Annotated in this window: 17 protein-coding genes and 3 pseudogenes; 6 read left to right on the top strand and 14 right to left on the bottom strand. The window is 69.2% G+C overall.

All coding sequences use genetic code 11. The features are described 5' to 3' along the window. Positions 1-69: 69 nt before the first annotated feature. From ABIE67_RS48290 to ABIE67_RS48270, 5 genes are all read right to left on the bottom strand, one after another. The gene (locus ABIE67_RS48290; RefSeq protein ID WP_370270817.1) at positions 70-588 is read right to left on the bottom strand and encodes a hypothetical protein; all 519 of its coding nucleotides are present in this window, start codon (positions 586-588) and stop codon (positions 70-72) included. 9 nt (positions 589-597) lie between these two features. Then, positions 598-1893: a hypothetical protein gene (locus ABIE67_RS48285; protein ID WP_370270812.1), complete on the bottom strand. Its 1296-nt coding sequence runs from the start codon at positions 1891-1893 to the stop codon at positions 598-600. Further along, positions 1890-2525 (bottom strand): AAA family ATPase, encoded by a 636-nt coding sequence (locus ABIE67_RS48280; RefSeq protein ID WP_370270847.1) that lies wholly within the window; start codon positions 2523-2525, stop codon positions 1890-1892. Before ABIE67_RS48280 ends, ABIE67_RS48285 begins: the two co-directional genes overlap by 4 nt. 161 nt (positions 2526-2686) lie before the next feature. Then, complete coding sequence (locus tag ABIE67_RS48275; protein ID WP_370270808.1) at positions 2687-3457, bottom strand: AAA family ATPase; 771 nt, start codon at positions 3455-3457, stop codon at positions 2687-2689. After that, complete coding sequence (locus tag ABIE67_RS48270; RefSeq protein ID WP_370270804.1) at positions 3450-5042, bottom strand: Mu transposase C-terminal domain-containing protein; 1593 nt, start codon at positions 5040-5042, stop codon at positions 3450-3452. The genes ABIE67_RS48275 and ABIE67_RS48270 overlap by 8 nt, the downstream gene beginning before the upstream one ends. A 403-nt stretch (positions 5043-5445) precedes the next feature. On the opposite strand from ABIE67_RS48270, the gene ABIE67_RS48265 reads away from it, so the two are divergent. The 6 genes and pseudogenes from ABIE67_RS48265 to ABIE67_RS48240 all read left to right on the top strand — a co-directional run. Then, on the top strand, positions 5446-5640 hold the full coding sequence (locus ABIE67_RS48265) for a DUF1918 domain-containing protein (protein WP_370270799.1): 195 nt from the start codon (positions 5446-5448) through the stop codon (positions 5638-5640). Positions 5641-7494: 1854 nt separating this feature from the next. After that, entirely contained in the window at positions 7495-7701 is a 207-nt protein-coding gene (locus ABIE67_RS48260; RefSeq protein ID WP_370270796.1) for a hypothetical protein, read from the top strand. Then, positions 7698-8081 carry a hypothetical protein gene (locus ABIE67_RS48255; protein WP_370270790.1) on the top strand — a complete coding sequence of 128 codons (384 nt, stop codon included), beginning with the start codon at positions 7698-7700 and terminating at the stop codon, positions 8079-8081. The genes ABIE67_RS48260 and ABIE67_RS48255 overlap by 4 nt, the downstream gene beginning before the upstream one ends. Before the next feature lie 81 nt (positions 8082-8162). Then, a pseudogene (locus tag ABIE67_RS48250) lies at positions 8163-8396 on the top strand (IS6 family transposase); the annotation flags it as partial. Positions 8397-8622: 226 nt separating this feature from the next. Beyond that, positions 8623-9819: an IS110 family transposase gene (locus ABIE67_RS48245; protein ID WP_370252016.1), complete on the top strand. Its 1197-nt coding sequence runs from the start codon at positions 8623-8625 to the stop codon at positions 9817-9819. A 16-nt stretch (positions 9820-9835) separates the two neighbouring features. Then, positions 9836-9973: pseudogene (locus ABIE67_RS48240) on the top strand (DDE-type integrase/transposase/recombinase); the annotation flags it as partial. Positions 9974-10166: 193 nt separating this feature from the next. Here ABIE67_RS48240 and ABIE67_RS48235 read toward each other — a convergent pair. From ABIE67_RS48235 to ABIE67_RS48195, 9 genes and pseudogenes are all read right to left on the bottom strand, one after another. Beyond that, positions 10167-10541, bottom strand: a complete 375-nt coding sequence (locus tag ABIE67_RS48235; protein ID WP_370270785.1) for a helix-turn-helix domain-containing protein — start codon at positions 10539-10541, stop codon at positions 10167-10169. A gap of 13 nt (positions 10542-10554) precedes the next feature. After that, positions 10555-10686, bottom strand: coding sequence for a hypothetical protein (locus tag ABIE67_RS48230; RefSeq protein WP_370270846.1), 132 nt, complete (start codon positions 10684-10686; stop codon positions 10555-10557). A gap of 652 nt (positions 10687-11338) precedes the next feature. Further along, a pseudogene (locus ABIE67_RS48225) lies at positions 11339-11422 on the bottom strand (hypothetical protein); the annotation flags it as partial. A gap of 289 nt (positions 11423-11711) precedes the next feature. After that, positions 11712-12140, bottom strand: a complete 429-nt coding sequence (locus tag ABIE67_RS48220; protein WP_370270781.1) for an ATP-binding protein — start codon at positions 12138-12140, stop codon at positions 11712-11714. After that, positions 12137-12607 carry a hypothetical protein gene (locus tag ABIE67_RS48215; RefSeq protein WP_370270777.1) on the bottom strand — a complete coding sequence of 157 codons (471 nt, stop codon included), beginning with the start codon at positions 12605-12607 and terminating at the stop codon, positions 12137-12139. Before ABIE67_RS48215 ends, ABIE67_RS48220 begins: the two co-directional genes overlap by 4 nt. 128 nt (positions 12608-12735) lie before the next feature. Beyond that, entirely contained in the window at positions 12736-14481 is a 1746-nt protein-coding gene (locus tag ABIE67_RS48210) for an IS1634 family transposase (RefSeq protein ID WP_370270775.1), read from the bottom strand. 140 nt (positions 14482-14621) lie between these two features. Further along, positions 14622-15107 (bottom strand): hypothetical protein, encoded by a 486-nt coding sequence (locus ABIE67_RS48205; RefSeq protein ID WP_370270772.1) that lies wholly within the window; start codon positions 15105-15107, stop codon positions 14622-14624. Positions 15108-15153: 46 nt separating this feature from the next. Beyond that, entirely contained in the window at positions 15154-15315 is a 162-nt protein-coding gene (locus ABIE67_RS48200) for a hypothetical protein (protein ID WP_370270768.1), read from the bottom strand. 219 nt (positions 15316-15534) lie between these two features. After that, positions 15535-15948 (bottom strand): WhiB family transcriptional regulator, encoded by a 414-nt coding sequence (locus ABIE67_RS48195; protein ID WP_370270766.1) that lies wholly within the window; start codon positions 15946-15948, stop codon positions 15535-15537. Positions 15949-16084: the final 136 nt, after the last annotated feature.

The following is a 16084-nucleotide window of genomic DNA, read 5'->3' as shown; positions in this document are numbered from 1 at the left end:
GTCAGCGGCACACCGGTCTCCGTGCTCTCGGCGTGGGGAAGCGGTGGTGCACGCTCAGGCATGAGTGCGTCAGAGGTAGAGGAAGTCCGTCCAGTACCTGTCGAGCCCGGCGACCAGGGTGACGGCGGTGTCCGCGGCCTCGCGGCACTGCGGGGGTTGGCGGGTGTGGTACATGGCGCTGGTGGTCCGTTGCTGCATGCGGTACTTCATGGCGAGCCGGCGGAATGTGGCTGAGGGGCGCAGGCGGGTGTCGCCCGCCGCGTCTTCCTCCGTGAGCTCTGCGGGGAGTCCGCAGTACATCTCGGATGCGATCAGGCAGGCCCAGTCGACCAGTTTGTGCGTTGCCCTCGCGTCGCTGGCGACGCGGTCGAGGAGCGCCGCCCGGCACTGTGGGCATTCGTCCAGCGTCGCGTAGAACAGTTGGTCCAGCACGGCGTCGTCTGTCTGAGCTGGGGCGAGGTGCGGGGACGTCTTGGAGGGTGCGGTGAACTTCGCGCGTCGGGCCGTTGTTGTGTGGTGTTCGTGGTCGGCGCTGGTCACGGTTGCTGCGGCTCCTTTCGGGGCCTGCTTTCCGGTGCCGTGGTTCATCGCTACTCCTTACGGGCGCAGCAGTCGGGCCTGATGGTGCCAGGCCGGACCGGGGTGCGGGTGGTCGAGTGCGGGGATGGGGCGCCCTGCGTCCTTCACGAGGGTGTCGAGGCGGTGGCCGAAGGATTTGCTGAACAGGTGGAAGTGTCCGGGGGCGTCTTCGAGTTGGCGGAAGAGGCGGGCGGCGTGCAGGTAGGGCCGGGCGCGGGGTGGGATCGCGTACCAGACGCGGGGCGGTGGGTGGTCCTGGTCGTGCTCGCTGTTGAAGGGCTCGGGCAGGGCGAGGTGGGAGCCGTCCGGGTGGACGTCGTCGACGGTGGCGTGGACGAGGCGATCCACAGCGGCTCCGGTACACAAGAGGGCGGCCAGCGCGGCGACTTGGGGCGGGCCGGGGGCGGCTCGGCTGATGTGGTGCGCGACCTGGGCGGTAAAGGGGACCGTGGAGATCCCCGGGCCGCTGTCGGCGGCGAGATCGGCGGGAGTGGACAGGTGCAGGCCGGCTGCTGAGAAGCCGTCCCGGGCGCCTTGGAGGCGGGCGGCGGTGTGCTCGGGGGTGGGGCTGAGCGTAGTCAGGCGCGACAGGAAGAGCTTCACATCGCGCTGGTCGGGCAAGGCAGGCGATGCCGCCCAGCACTGCCGGGTCAGCCAGGTCCGGGCGGCGAGCAGTCCTGCACGGCGCTGGCTGGAGAGGCCTGGCGCGGAGCGTGTGGGAGGTGGAACGCCGTGCGCCGGGGCTGAGACGGTGGATCGCGTTGTTGGTGGCCGCTGCCGGGCGGGGTGGGGAAGCTTCGGCCGGGGCGCGGCGGGCCCGGTGAACAGGCGCAGCGCGGCGGCCTCGTCGAGGTACTCGACTTCGCCGCCCAGGTGCGCTTTTGCGAGGTGCGTCGTGAGGCGGGCGCTGTCGTTGGCGGTGGCGCCGCTGGACATCAGGATCAGGTGGATACCGGTCAACTCGCGCAGCACGCAGAGCTGTTCGGTGCGTTCGGGAGTGAGCAGGTGCGCGCGCAGGACGGTCAATTGGCGGATGTCATCGACGATGATCCAGCAGGCGACGGCCCGCCAGGCAGGCTGTGCGGTGATGACCGGGGCGTGGATGGGCGCGTAGGCGGTGCGGCCGAGCGCGGCCAGGATGTCGCGGGCCAGGAACGCGGAGGTGACGGTGGCAGGGGTGGGGTCGACCGTGATGCGGCCGCCGTGCGGGTCGGCCCAGCGGCGAGCCGCGCAGGCCAGCGCCACATCGTCCTCCTCGTCAGTAATGAGGGTGAGCGGCGGGATGGGGCCGGAACGCAGAGCCGTCGGCGTCACCCGATACCCCCGTCGTCCACGCGGGCGGCGAGTTGCTCGATCCATCCGCGACAGGCGGGCGTGGCGGACCGGATACGGCGGGCATGGTGGGTGAGCAGGGCCCAGCGGCGCAGCCGGCCTCGGGCGAAGTGACCGTCCAGACGGCGTAGTTGGGCACAGGAGGCCTGCTGCCACAGTGGGTGCAGACGTCGGGCGGCGAGCGCCACCAGGTCCTCATCCAGCGGGCGGATCTCGCACCAGGTGGCGGTCCGAGTCTTCAGCATCCGCGTCTCGCGCAGCACCGTCTCGCCGTCCTCGCCGACGATCAGCACAATGCACAGGCCGCCGGGCAGGCTGTCGTAGAGGTAGCGCAGGCACTCGAAGGAGGCGGAGGAAAGCTGGTGTGCCTCGTCGACCACCACGGTCCGCGGCCGGGCAGCCAGCGCGTGAAGGACGGCGGCGTCGCACACGCCGGGGTCCTCGGGCAGCGGTCCGGGAAGGTGAAGAGCGTCGTGGAAAGCCGTGCGCAGATCGGCCGGGGTCGGTCGGGACGGCAGGGTGAGCATGCAGGCCCGGTGGGCCGGGTGGCCGGCGAGCACCGCGCGGGCGGCGAAGGTCTTGCCCACACCGGAGGTGCCGGTCACGCAGAGCATCGCGCGCCGGGCGTGGCAGTCCTCGACGCCGCGGCGGACGGCGAGGAGGCCAGAGGTGCACAGCCCTTGAAGGCCTGGGGTGTTCAGGAAGTGCGCTGAGGGATCAACAGGGTTCGCCGTCGCAGCGAGCAGCGGGCCAAGGCCGCCTCGGCGGGCCGCCGTCAGCACTGGGCCAGGGCCCCGTGGACCACCTGCCGGTCAACGGTGTCGGTATGGAAGTGCTTCAGGCCCTTGAGAACGTAGTGAGTGACCTTGGCCCACTCGCGCATCGAGCCGTCGGCATGCACCCGGTCAATGTGCTTGAGCAGTTCGGGGTCGGCCGTGGCCCAGACGGTATGGGTCAGCGGGATGACCTCAAGCATCTCTTCGGTGGACATCGCCTTCACCTCGCGCCGGGCGCACAGGCGCGAGGCCAGGGACGGATCGCTCTGCAGTGTGTCGTAGGCCTCGTGACCGCCGATGAACAGCACGGCCGGCCGCTGCTTGCGGGAGTTGTCCCACAAGTTGCGGATCAGCTCGAAACAGGCGCGGTTGTACTGCTGGGCCTCGTCGCACACGATCACGTACGGGCGCCTGGGCAGCGCGGCCATCAGCTGCCGGTACAACGGGGTGGCGGTGCCCGGCATCTTCCCCGGCAGGCGCAGCTGGTGGAAGAGTTCCTCGCGCAGATCCTTCGGACCCGGACGTGAGCGGGCGAACTGCAAGGACAGCAGCAGATCCGGGGCGATGGCCCGGAGCGCGGCGCGGGTGGCGAACGTCTTGCCCAGACCGGAGGCGCCGTAGATCAGCGACATCGCGCGAGCGTCGATCGTCTCGGCGATCGTGTCCTGGACCTGGAGCAGCACATCGGTGGTCACCAGCTTCGCGCCGGGCACGTCGAGGTAGAACTCCGGCTCCATGTCCCCCGGCTCGGGCGGCACTTCACTACTCATGATCACTCCTCGTCGCACGGTCTTGATCGGGGGCGGCGCGCCTGGGGACGGCCCAGCCGGGGGCGGGGCCCAGGCGTGGGGTGTAGCGCTCGGTCGCCCGCTCGAGCGGGGCGGCGCCACGGTTGGAGTCTGTGGCGTTCAGTTCCTTCGCGGCCTGGGCCGATGTCATACGAGGCAGCCGCTTGGGCGGGCCCGCCTGGGTGTCGGCGGCGTACCGGTCCCGGCGTGTGACCGCGGAACGCTTCAGGGCCCGGCGCAACTCGCGGTCCCTGGCCGAGCGGGACTTGAGGACAGCACGGCGCTCGTCCTCGGTGGCCTCGTCCGCAAGGACCGCCCGGCCCAGGTAGCGGTGACCGACAGCGGTGTACAGATCGATCTCGTGGGCGTGGTGCGGCATGAACCGCACCCGCACCCGGGTACCAACGCGGCCCACGCCGTCCTCGGGCATGTAGAACCGGCCGTGGAACTGCACCCCGTGACTAGTGATCTTCCGCGGGCGATCGTCGCCGGACATCATGTAGGCACGCAGATCGCGCGCGCTGACCTCGCGCAACTCGGTGGTATCGGCCTGCCAGGCCTCAAGCGGCGTCATCCCCAAACGGGCCACCACATCCACGGTGTTGTGCCGCTCGACCCACTCGCGCAGCAACCTGACGAACGCCTCGTAGGCCAGCGGCGGGTCGCTCTCGCCGGAGCGCCGTCGGTGATCGAGGAGCGGGGCCTTGGTATAGCGGGGCAGATCGGCGAAGAACCGGCTCACCGCGGTCCGGTTCAACCGTTCCACGCCGCCCTTGTGCCGGGGCGTGTAGACCCGTTGCAGCGGCACGCCGAGCGCGCCGAAGGCGTCCTTGACCGCTTTGGACACGAAGTCCGCGCCCCCGTCGATCCGTACCAGGGCGGGCAGGCCCCCGGCCGGTCCGTAGTCGTCTCCGGTCAAAACCGCCGAACGCAGCGCGGCCAGGACCGAGTCCCGGTGCGCGCTGGATGCGGTGACCGCCCAGCCCATCACCATCTGGGTAGCCCGGTCCTCGTACCAGGTCACCCACACCCGCGACAGGGAGCCGTCGGGCAGCACGACGCGTAGCGGGGCGTGTTGGTGATCGGCCTCCCACACCTCGTTGCGGTGAACCGCAGGCCGTTTGAACGCCGGATCGAACCCTCGGGCCGCGGGGATCCCCTCCCGCAGCCCGGCCATGAACCCCGGGGTCAGGTCCCGGCGGATCGCGTCATGCAACGTGCTCAGTCCCGGCGGCCGCCGGCCCGCCGCCAGAGCCCGGCGGGCCAGTTCCTCGTGCGCCCGCTTCACATTCCCGAGGCAGTCCGCGAGGACCTCACCGACGTCATCGGTGATCTCCAGACGGGCACGCGGTGCTGGGTCCGGTGATCCCGTCGCCTCGGCCCGCGCCAGCCACCGCCACACCGTTCGTACACTCACGCCCAAAGACGACGCGACCAGACGGACATGCGACGTCGTCAACTCGCCTCGATCACGCCGCTGTTGCAGCTGACGCACAGCGGGAACACGCAGCAGCTCACGCCGGTCACCCAGCACCCCTCCACCCGCGCTGTCGTCCTCGTCCGCCATGACCAAGGACGCTACGAAACAGGCCCGCAACCAGCCAAAACGCAAAAACGCTTCCCCGCCCCGAGCTGATGAACCACCCCGAATACCACTCCCCCATCACAGACCGCCTGCTACAAGCCACTACCCGACACAGGACACGCGGCCCCCATGACACCGATCCACACGGCCACCCGCCAGGCGAAACACGGACTCCTGTCACCACCCACACAACAAAAAAAAGAGGGCCCCACCAGGGACCCACAACCACCAATGACATCAACCCGCATCAACCAGCGACCTCAACGACACCCAACCCACACCTCACAGGTGGTGCGGCCCTGGACGGGGTACCGGCCAGGGGTGAAGACGGTGGCCGACTGGGTAGGCAGAGCGATGGGAGTCAGTCTGATGGAGAGGGGACAGCGTGCAGGCCAGTGTGGGAGACCAGCTTCTTGTCCATGGCCGGATCGTAGGGCAGCCTGAGCGCACGGCAGAGGTGATCGAGGTGCTCGGCCCGGAGGGGGGTCCCCCGTACCGGGTCCGTTTCCACGACGGGCACGAGACAGTGATGTCTCCTGGTCCGGATACGGTCGTGCGTCCCTGCTCAACCGAGGAGTAGACAGCAGCCCCACCCCGGGGCGGGGCTGCCGGGCCGTGTGTCACCGGTACATGAACCCCAAGCCCGGGTCCCGTAACCACCCACCGGGAAGAAGGGATGGCGGTTACGGGACCCTGTAGAGGCGGAAGACGAGGGCACCACCCCTCATCCCCGGGAAAGGAAGACATCCCCGCGGGGAGAAAATGACGCCGGACGCACCCTGTTGGCCCGTGTCACCGGTCGGGAGCCCGCCCTGCGGGTGGCGCTGCGTTAAGGAAGAGGGCCACTCCGGGGACAGCGGCCTGCTGCCAGGTGATTCACCGCCGCACCGACCCACCCATGAGACTGAAAATGTCCCCCATCATGACGGGCCCGGCACAGACCGCGGAAAACCGGCCCCCGGGGAGATGCCGGGGCAAGCCTCGCCCGCTGGCCCACGCTGGACGAACCGGCTGCTCAGCCCGGCCGGGCCGACACCTACCAGCCTTTGGCCAACCACTGCGGCAACTCCAACATCGGCCGGATTCTGCACCCCTGGAACGGGAATGCGGCGCACGGGGCAGGGCAGACGCCCAGTTGGGAACCAGTGAACGGAGCTGATCTCTTCGCCGGCCTTGTCCCGGCCGGCCCGTCCCGAACCGGGGTGCTTCCCGCTCACCCCGGGTGCCGGTCAGGGACCGAACGCGAGGAGCATGCGCGGAAAGGGAGCCGCATATTCCTCGCGACGGCCACCGCCGTGTCAGCCCACCGCGGCGGTGGCCGCCCTACACCCCCTGCTGCTGGCAGCACGGTAGGCCGACGGCCGATACGGAGATGCACCGCGTCACTGTAGATGGGCAGGCAAGCCCTGTTTTTTCACAAGCGCGCAAGGTTGCGTGATGCCTCCGGTACTGCGAGTACCGGCACGCTTTACAGCATTGGCCCGGGGCAGTGTACTGGTGGCACGGCCCTTCAAGGCGGGTGCGGCGGCGTCATCATGCCGTTCCGATCTACGGTACTCGCCAGTGGCAGTCGGGTTGCTCCCCTCCCCACGGCTGCATGGGTGCTGAAGCGGACCCGGCCGGGTGCGCGTGGGGCGGAACGGCCGGGCACCGCACCAGCGGGCGGGTGAGCCCCGGTCACGCCGGACGGCTCGACACCCTGTGAACCGGGATAAGGCCGTTCGTTCCGAACGGGACGATCTTCGGAGCCGGGACCGTTGGACGCGCGTGGCCACTGCTCCTGACATCCTCGGGCGGTCCGGCGATGGGCCTGTACGGGCTCGGCCTGGACGACGGCCAGCGCGCCTTCCCCGGCCTCATCCTGGGCATGGTAGGCATCGGCCTGCACACCCTGTCGACGGCCGAGGCGCTGGACGGACGCCGTCTGCCCATCCTGATACGCGCGATGCCGATCCTGACGGGCAACGAACACGTCGCGGCCGGCACCCGCCTCCAGCCCCGCTACCAGCAGCGGCAGCGCCACCGACCGCAGCGGCAGCGGGACATACAGAGGCGGCCGCCCCCGTCGATAACGACCGCCTCAGCGCACAAAGCCGGCAAGCGGATACACGCCCCGTGCGGACTCATCCGCACACAAAGACGGCCGTCTGCCCGGTGCGCGCACCCTGCAGCGCCGGGCAGACAGTCTCCTCTGCATTCGCGTCATACGCGCTGATCAGCACCGTCATACAGTTGCGGCGGGCGCGTACAGGGCGAGGGTGTGCATGGACGAGGGCGCCGGCCACCGTCCTCGGCCGCCTGGCCGGAAGATCACCCACTCAACCTGCGAAACCCCAGCTCACACAACATCAAAACGCACCACCAACGGCAGATCAGAGATCACACTCCACGCACATGGTACCGGTGTCGGTACCATGTGCGGTACCGTGTCACTATGCCTGCACTCAACGTGGAATTCACCGAGGACGAGATGGCACGGCTGCGGCAGAGGGCGAATCTGACCGGCCGGAGCCTGAAACAGCACGTCCACGACGTCACAGTCGAAGAGGCCGACCGTCTCGCGTTCGTAGAGGGGGCGGTCGCGGAAGCCGCCCGGGTGCTGCCCGGCGTCGAGGCGCGCTTCCCTACGGGACAGCGGTGAGCCCGATCATCCGCGTCGACGTCGGCTGGGTCCTGCAGATCCAGTCGGCGATCTCCCCCCTGAACGTGCCCATCGCCGACTGGGGCGCCCTCGGCTTCATGGCCGACCGGCACACGTTCGAGCGGGAGCGCGGCGTCCTCTACTACGAAGAAGCCGCCTCCCGGGCTGCGACTTTCCTGCACACCGCGCTGCTCCTGCGGCCCTTCACCGACTACAACCTGGTCATCGGCTGGGCCTGCACCAGCCAGTACATGCACGTCTCCGGCAAGCCCCTCCAGGCCAAGGACGACGAGCTCTACGAACTCGCCCAAGCAGTCCGCGCCCAGGAAGCCGATCTGCGCACCATCGCGCAGCGTCTGGACTCCTGGCGCAGCCAGTGATGCCGCCTGGGGGCACCGTCAACTTGAGTGTGGGCGCCTGTGAGACGATTGCTTCGTTGATCGTTTTGGGAGGGCCTGCTCGTGGAAACCGCCGTTCCGCCGTCGTACCAGGGGTTCCGCTATCCGGCGGAGATCATTGCGCACGCGGTCTGGCTGTACTTCCGCTTTCCCCTCTCCTTCCGGGAGGTCGAAGAACTCCTCCTCGAGCGCGGCATCACTGTCTCGTACGAGACGGTGCGGCAGTGGAGCCGGAAGTTCGGGCAGACCTACGCGAACGGCCTGCGCCGGCGCCGTCCCCGCCCCGGCGACAAGTGGCTCTACCTTCTTCCTGGGCCGACCGCAGCCGTTCGTAGGGTTGTGGGGCCCGGGGGAGCTGGGTGTGGCTGACAAGTGGCTGTCGTCTCGTGGCTTCCGGTGCTTGGCCGCCCGGCTCCCCACGACGACTCGGCCGCCGATTGGGAAGTGCGAACAGGTCGCTGTGTAGAGCAATGCCGGCGAGGTCGTCCGTGGTGCGCAAGGCAAGTACGACGACTGGAGCACGATGAGCCGGATATTGGCCGGTACCGACTGCGGCAAGACCCACCACCACTGCCTGGCCCTGGACAGCGACGGCAACACGTTGCTGTCGCGGCGGGTGGCCAACGACGAACCGGAGTTACTGAAGCTGATCGGTGACGTCCTGGGCCTCGCCGACGGCCGTGAGGTCACCTGGGCGATGGACATGACCGGCGGCGAGCCCGCGCTGTTAATCGCCCTGCTCGTCAACCACGGCCAGGAACTGGTCTACCTCCCCGGCATCGCGGTCAACCGCGCCACCGACAGCTACCGCGGGGCGGGCAAGACCGACGCCCGGGACGCCCACGTGATCGCCGACCAGGCCCGCATGAGACGCGACCTGCAGCCGATCCGCCCCAGTGAAGACGCGAGCATCGAACTGAGGCTGCTCACCGAGCGCCGTGTGGATCTCGTTGCCGACCGCACCCGCACCACCAACCGGCTCAAGGCCCTGCTGACCAGCATGTTCCCAGCCCTGGAACGCACCCTGGACATGGGCACCACCGGAGCGCTGCTGCTCCTGACGGGCTACCAGAGCCCGGCGGCCATCCGCCGCACCGGCCTGCGCCGACTGACCACCTGGCTGGCCAACCGCAAGGTCCGCAACCCCGACTCCCTGGCAGCCAAGGCCATCGAGGCTGCTGAGCGCCAGCACACCGCCGTCCCGGGCGAGACAGCGATCGCGAAGATGGTGCATACCCTGGCGAGGGAGGTGATGGCCCTCAACGAGAAGATCGCCGAGACCGACAAGCTCATCGAGGGCCGGTTTCGCGAGCACGAACTCGCCGAAGTGATCCAGTCGCTGCCGGGCATCGGCACGGTCCTCGGCGCCGAGTTCCTCGTCGCCGTCGGCGGCAGCCTGGAGGCGTTCCCCACCCCCGACCGCCTCGCCGCCTTCTCCGGCGTGGCGCCGGCGCCACGCGACTCGGGCAAGGTCAGCGGCAACCTCCACCGGCCCCAGCGTTACCACCGCCGTCTGCAAAGGGTCTTCTACACCTCCGCGCTCGTCAGCATCCGGTGCGACCCCAACTCGCGGCAGTTCTACGACAGAAAACGCGCTGAGGGCAAACGCCACGTCCAGGCCGTGCTCGCCCTCGCCCGCCGGCGCGTCAACGTGCTGTGGGCCCTGATCCGTGACCGACGGTGCTACACCATCACACCACCAGTCACCACCTCCGCTTGACTTCCAGATTGGGAAGCACATGGACGAGGTCTTCATCAAGATCAACGGAAAGATCCACTACCTCTGGCGCGCCGTGGACCAGGACGGCAACGTCCTCGACATTCTTGTCCAGCCCAGGCGTGACACCCGTGCCGCCCAGCGGTTCTTCCGCCGGCGTCGGCATGCTGCGCACAGGTCTTGGGTGGAGCGTCGTGGAGCGCCGCAGAGGCAGGTGCGGGAGCACCAGGCGCAGCGTCCCGTGTCCGGATGCAGCCAGCGCAGGCGGTGGCAGGCCGAGCAGGTGTCTTTGACGGTCCGGGAGGCCCTGGCGACGGTGGCGGGTGGACGTGTGGCGGGGTGGGGTGCGGTCATAGCGGTGGCAGGGACCGGTGCTGGGGTTCGGGCTGTTGCTGGGGAGACGGCGTGGCCGGGGTGGGGGCGATGCGCGGCGGAGGGGGTGAGGACGCGGTGGGTTCGCGCAAGGTCAACAGGTCGCCCGGGGTGCAGTCGAGCGCTGCGCACAGGGCGGCCAGGGTGGACAGCTTCACCTGGGAGGGCTGCTTGGTGAACAGCGCGGAGACCGAGGCGGCGGACAGCTCGAGGCCGGCCCGCTCGGCCAGGAGGCGGCGCAGCTCGGTTCCGGTCCAGATGCCGCGCTGTGCCGCGGCGATGCGCAGTTTCCATTCCACCTCGGGCTGAGGGGCGGGGGTTTCCACGGCACGGATGGGAGGAGGTGTTGTCATGCGGGCTCCGGGGTCAGCTGGCCAGGCCGGTGAGGGTGGCGCGGCGCCAGGCGTCCTCGACGAAGGTGAGGCTGGGACGGACGTAGGCCATGGTTGAGGCGATGTGACGGTGTCCGAGGAGCTGCTGGACGGTGAGCAGGTCCATGCCCTGTTCGTAGTGGTGGGTTGCGCAGGCGCGGCGCAGGTCGTGTGGGGGTGAACCGGTCGCCCTCGGGTCTTGGTTCGGTGTCCAGGAGGCGGGAGAGGCGGTCGCGTACGGTCTCTGGCTTCAGCGGTTGGCCTTGCGGGTCGCAGAACAGCGCGGCGGTGTCGGGGAACAGGGGGCGGATGTCGCTCTGGTACCAGGCAAGGATCTGGTCCAGTCCGTCGAGCATGGGTGCCCATCTGGGGCGTGGTCCCGAGGCGTTGGCTGCTTTGCCGAACCGTACATGGAGCTTGCCGAACGGGCCGAGCTCGGGATGGACGTCGCACAGCTCGAGGCGAAGCGCTTCGCTCAGCCGTGGCGCGGAGTGGTACAGGGTGCGCCACAGCGCGTAGTCCCGTGCCGCGGCCGGGTAGTCGGAGGTGATGGTCAGTCGGGTGCGGGCGAAAGCGAAGAAGGCGGCCAGGCGTTCGCCGGCGGGCGGCAGATGGCGAGCGGGCTCGTCCCACACGTGACGCAGCCGGTTGAAGCGGTCCAGCGGATCGGTCACCGTCGTGCCGTAGAGGGCACGGATCTCGGTTGTGTAGCGCAGGCGTACGAAGGCGTGGAACGCGCGCAGCATGTCCAGATAGCGGCGCCTGGTTGACGCTGTCCGGCCCGTGAGCAGCAGACTGTGCAGCATCGCGTCCACCTCGGCGGGCTCGATCAGCCACACCGGGCGGTCGAAGTGCGCCAACACCCGTGGAAGCAGGGAGCTGTAGGCACTGATCGTCGTCGGAGCGAAGCCCCGTACCACCCACGTGTTCGCGAACGCCTGGACGCAGTCGGCCTGGAAAACCCACACATCCGGTGCCCGTCCGGCCTCAGGAGCGAGGTCAGTGAGCCCGCCCTCCACCAGCCGAAGAAGAGGCCGCTCCCCCACGCTCCACCCACCAACACGTCGACGATCCCCGGTTAAGGCAGCACCTGAATTAGACGCGCGCCACCGAAGTCCTCAACGAGATACCTAGCCAAAGGCAACTGGCGCCTTACGGACAACCCCGCACCCCACACGCCTCGGAGTTGAGCCACTGCGCCTCGTCCACCACCAGCGTGCGCGGCTTCACGGCCAGGGCGTCCTTGAGGAGCCGGTCGAACTCGGACGGATGCGCCGGGGCATCGCCTTGCAGGCCGAGCGCTGTGAAGATCTCGAAGCGGACCGCCCGGGCCGTGGTGCGGTCGCGGAACGTGATCTGCCGCACCTCCTCACCCGGTTCCAGCTCGCGCAGGCCGCAGTTGACCGCGAGGGTCTTGCCGCAGCCTGCCGCCCCGTAGACGCACATCATGGCCCGCGCCGCGACCGTGTCCGCGATGTTCTCCCGCGCGGTCAGCAGCGGCCTGGTGGTCACCACCTGCGCACCCGGCAGGGTCCGGTGCAGGTAGTGGTCCCCCTCGCCCGGAGGCAGCTGGCCCGTCATTGCTCCGCTCCCCTCGTGTCACCGCTGGCGGCATGGCCAGACGGCTCGGCGGGCCGGCACTGCGCGCGCAGCGAGGCCGGAGTCGCCCAATGGTCGGGCGGCGCGGCGGGCGGGATCAGGTCGGGCAGTGCGAGCTCGGCCGCATCCGCGAGCCGCTCCTGATCGGCCGCCCGCTCGGCCGCGGCTACGCTCAATGAGCCCAGCTGCCGAGGAACTTCGGCTTCGGTGACTGCGGCGTACCGGATACGGGTCTGCTCGGCAGCCGCGGACAGGGCACGGGCCAGACGCCGTTTCTCGGCTGCCTTACGCCGCCGGTGCGCCCTGCGCTGGTCATCGGTGGCGGCATCGGACGGGTGGGCGGGGCCCAGATACTTTCCCGAGACCGCGTCGAACACCTCGATCTCGTGGTCGTGGTGCGGGATGAAACGGACACGGACCTTGCATCCCGCCTCCGCCTGGCCGTGCATCCACTCCCCCACGTCCTGAGTTCCGCAGCTGCAGTGTCGCTATAGTCCACGAAAAGGTGTGTTGACCTGCGGATATGCGTGATCGCACGCCGGATCGGCGTGTGTCTAGGCGTGGGCGTTCGTGCTGGTCAGGCGGGTGTGCCGGGTTCCAGGGTGATGATGCGCTTGGGTTCGGTGACGCCGAGCTTGGCGAGGATGGCGCGCTGGGCGGTGCTGGTCTCGGTGCGCTGGCGGAAGGTTCCGGCAGGGCCGGTGAAGGTGCCGACGTGGATGCGCTCGAGCTCCTCACGCAGGTTCAGCCAGGTGTCGTCGCAGGTCGTCTCGGCGATGCGGATCAGCAGCAACGCCAGCCAGCAGAGCAGGACATGGGCGCGTATCCGGTCTTCCTTGCGGTGGTAGACGGGCCGCAGATCGATGATCGTCTTCATATCGCGCCAGCCTCGCTCGACTTCCAGCAACTGCTTGTAGCCGGTCGCGATGTCCTCGGCGGACAGATGAGGGTCGCTGCACCGCAGCAGGAACTTGCCGTCCAGTCGCTCTTCGGCTTTGATCGCCGTCTTGTCGACCCGCAGCAGCCCGCCGGGGGTGGCGCGAAGGAAGCGGTGCAGGCCGGGCTTGGTGGACAGCTTCCCACGCAGTTCCGCGCGCTTGAGCGGCTTGAGCTTGTCGGAGTCCTTGATCGCTTCTTCGAGCTGGGCCAGGAGGTCGGCACGGATCGCAGCGTCGCGCTTGGCCTGGTCGGGGTTGTGGCAGATCACGAACCGGTCGGCGGTATCGGGGAGTTGGACTTGCTTGACCTGCATGTTGTCGGCCACGTGCGCGTAGCGTCCCTGGCGCGACAGGGCCGCTTGGGCGGCGGGTGAGCCAGAGCGGATCTTCTCGCCGAGGATGTAGTGGCCTCCGGCCCGCTGCAGGAAGCGGCGGTTGGTCTCGGAGGCGAAACCGCGGTCGGCGACCCAGACAACCCGGGTCAGCTTCCACTCGCGCAGGTCCTCACGGACCTGGCGGATCAATGCCTGGTCTGCGGTGTTCCCGGGCCAGCTCCAGATTCTGATCGGGATGCCGGTGCGAGTGACGGCCATGCCGATGACGACCTGCGGCAGGTCGGGTCGGTGGTCCTTGCTCTTCCCGTAGGCGCGGAACGACGCCGGTTTCTCATCGTCGCCGGTGCTTTCGGCGGCCTGGCTCGACTGCGTCGTGTCGGCCGGCTCGTCAGGAAGGCGGCGGCCGTGTTCGTCGCGGGCAGCGGGGGTGTCGGCTTCGCCGGTTTCGAAGTAGGTGCTGGTGGTGTCGAAGAACAGCAGGTCGACTTCGAGGTTGAGCAGGTCGGCGACCTGCCAGTAGACCTCTTCGGCGAGTCTGTCCTCGATCTTCAGGAGCCAGTCCATCGCCCGGTAGCAGGCGTCGTCGCTGGTGGCGGCGAGGCCCGGGATGTGGCTGTCGTGCTCGATCCAGCGGGTGGCAGCGAGCTTGGAGCTCGGTGCCAGGGCCCGGTTGGCGACCAGCGCGAACAACACCCGCTCGGCGGCCGGATCCAGACGGCTGCTCGTCAGGAGCTTCTTCATGACCGTGTCGATGCCGATGCGGTGCCACAGGCCATCCAGGGCGTGGGCGCCACCCATCGGCCGCGAGGCCAGGAACGTCAGGTCCGCTCCGGAGGTGGCCCGCAGGGCGGCGGCCGGGTCCAGGAGCTTGGCGAGCGAGGCGACCAGGCGCTCAATGCCGGCACGGTCGAGTTGGTCCTCGCGGCCGAAGCTGTGCAGCACCTGCGGGCGGGAGGTGCCAGTGGCGGCGTCCCACTCGTTGTGCGCCAGTTGCAGGTAGCGCACGGTCGAGCCGTCCTTGTTCTTCCGCGTCGTCGCCCGTACGTACATGGTTCCAGACCTTAACAGCATTACCGCAGCTCAACGCATAGTGATCAAGCGGAACGTGTTACTAGGCGATTCTGGCCTTTCCACCAGGCCGGAATCCCCTCACCTGCGACAACGCCCTCCTCCCTGCCAGGCCCCCGCCATTAACTGCGGAACGCAGGCACGTAATAGCGCTCGTTGAAGCGCACCCCGCTCGTCGTCAGCGTGCGGGTGCGGCCGTCGTCGGCGAGCGTGTACCGGTGCAGCAGTTCGCGGTCCACATCCTCGATCGGGGTCGTATCGGCCCGCCACGCCTCAAGCGGCGTGAGGCCGCCCAGGGCCTGGGAGGTGTGCTGGGTGTTCCACCACGTGATCCACTCCAGCAGCAGCCGCACGAACTCGGCAAACGGCAACGGCTCCGCCCCCTCAACGCGGGTGCTGCGAGCGCCGGGGCGCAACCGCAGGGAGGGGGCGTGGGTGTAGCGGGGCAGGGACGCGAAACGCATCCGCTCGGCGCACCGGTTCAGGTTCTCGATCGACCCCTTCAAGTCCGGCCGGTAGGCGGGCAGATCCTGCACCGGCACCGCGAAATGCCCGAGCGCGTCGGCCACCGTCGCGGACAGGAAGTCGGCGCCGCGGTCGATCCGCACCAGCGAGGGCAGGCCGCTGATCGGCCCGTACGGAGCTGTAGGGTCCTCATCCCGCCGAGAGCGCGACCCGCAGCGCCGCGAGGATCGCGTCCCTGGAGGGCTGGTGCGGCGTGATCGCCGCCCCCGGGACCGCGCCGGTCGCGCAGTCGATGAACCAAGTCACCCACGGGAACACCAACTCGCCGTCCAGGAGCACCTCGACCGGCACATGCTTGTGATCCGCCTCCCAGCAGGCATTCCGCCACAGCCTCGGGCGGCGCGCCGACCTCGATCAACTCGGGATGCGCTGGTAACCCGAGCGGGGCACGCACGAAAGGGGGTGGGCGGGTACTCACGGGAGTACCCGCCCACCGCCTTACGACTGCTCTGCAGGCGCTGGCTCAGCGGCGCCTGTGCCGGGAGAGGACGCGGCGGGACAGGTGGGCTTTCATCCTGCGGCGTCCCAGGCTTGTCCGTCATCCGGGCCGATGAGTCGTCCGTGTTCCGACCGGGCGGCGTCGAGCAGGCGGCGCCAGGACGTGACCAGGGGGCGCCGTCGCAGGAGAGCCCGCCGCTCACGCTCGGTCATGCCGCCCCAGATTCCGTGCTCGATGCGATGGTCGAGGGCATAGGCGAGGCATTCGGTGCGCACCGGGCAGCCGGTGCAGAGGGCCTTGGCCCTGTTCTGGGCCGCGCCGTCCACGAAGAGCTCGTCCGGATCTGCGGTTCGGCAGACCGCTCGTGCACCCCAGGCATGCTGATTTTCCCCGTCCACCCCGACGCCGTCCTCTCCCCGGTCCGGCCCGCCATCCTCCCCTGGGCAGGCGCAGTCCGAGAACGGTATGGCAAACGCGCGCGGCATGAGACATCGTCGAAGTGCTCTGCGTGGTGACGGGGAGCCGGTGCCATCGAAGACCAAGATCGGGCGGGCTCTCGGCCCAGGCTCGTCCGAGCCGATGCTCGCAGGTCCCGGCCCCAGGAGCCCACGGATGGGCGTC

This window comes from Streptomyces sp. V4I8, assembly GCF_041261225.1.
GTDB lineage: Bacteria > Actinomycetota > Actinomycetes > Streptomycetales > Streptomycetaceae > Streptomyces.
The sequence above is the reverse complement of the archived record's forward strand: the minus strand, read 5'-3'. Positions and strand labels throughout refer to the sequence as shown.

Coding starts and splice junctions, on each gene's coding strand:
- ABIE67_RS48290 (WP_370270817.1), bottom strand. CDS start 588: ATGAACCACGGCACCGGAAAGCAGGCCCCGAAAGGAGCCGCAGCAACC.
- ABIE67_RS48280 (WP_370270847.1), bottom strand. CDS start 2,525: ATGCTCTGCGTGACCGGCACCTCCGGTGTGGGCAAGACCTTCGCCGCC.
- ABIE67_RS48275 (WP_370270808.1), bottom strand. CDS start 3,457: ATGAGTAGTGAAGTGCCGCCCGAGCCGGGGGACATGGAGCCGGAGTTC.
- ABIE67_RS48270 (WP_370270804.1), bottom strand. CDS start 5,042: ATGGCGGACGAGGACGACAGCGCGGGTGGAGGGGTGCTGGGTGACCGG.
- ABIE67_RS48260 (WP_370270796.1), top strand. CDS start 7,495: ATGCCTGCACTCAACGTGGAATTCACCGAGGACGAGATGGCACGGCTG.
- ABIE67_RS48245 (WP_370252016.1), top strand. CDS start 8,623: ATGAGCCGGATATTGGCCGGTACCGACTGCGGCAAGACCCACCACCAC.
- ABIE67_RS48235 (WP_370270785.1), bottom strand. CDS start 10,541: ATGACAACACCTCCTCCCATCCGTGCCGTGGAAACCCCCGCCCCTCAG.
- ABIE67_RS48230 (WP_370270846.1), bottom strand. CDS start 10,686: ATGGACCTGCTCACCGTCCAGCAGCTCCTCGGACACCGTCACATCGCC.
- ABIE67_RS48220 (WP_370270781.1), bottom strand. CDS start 12,140: ATGACGGGCCAGCTGCCTCCGGGCGAGGGGGACCACTACCTGCACCGG.
- ABIE67_RS48215 (WP_370270777.1), bottom strand. CDS start 12,607: ATGCACGGCCAGGCGGAGGCGGGATGCAAGGTCCGTGTCCGTTTCATC.
- ABIE67_RS48210 (WP_370270775.1), bottom strand. CDS start 14,481: ATGTACGTACGGGCGACGACGCGGAAGAACAAGGACGGCTCGACCGTG.
- ABIE67_RS48195 (WP_370270766.1), bottom strand. CDS start 15,948: ATGCCGCGCGCGTTTGCCATACCGTTCTCGGACTGCGCCTGCCCAGGG.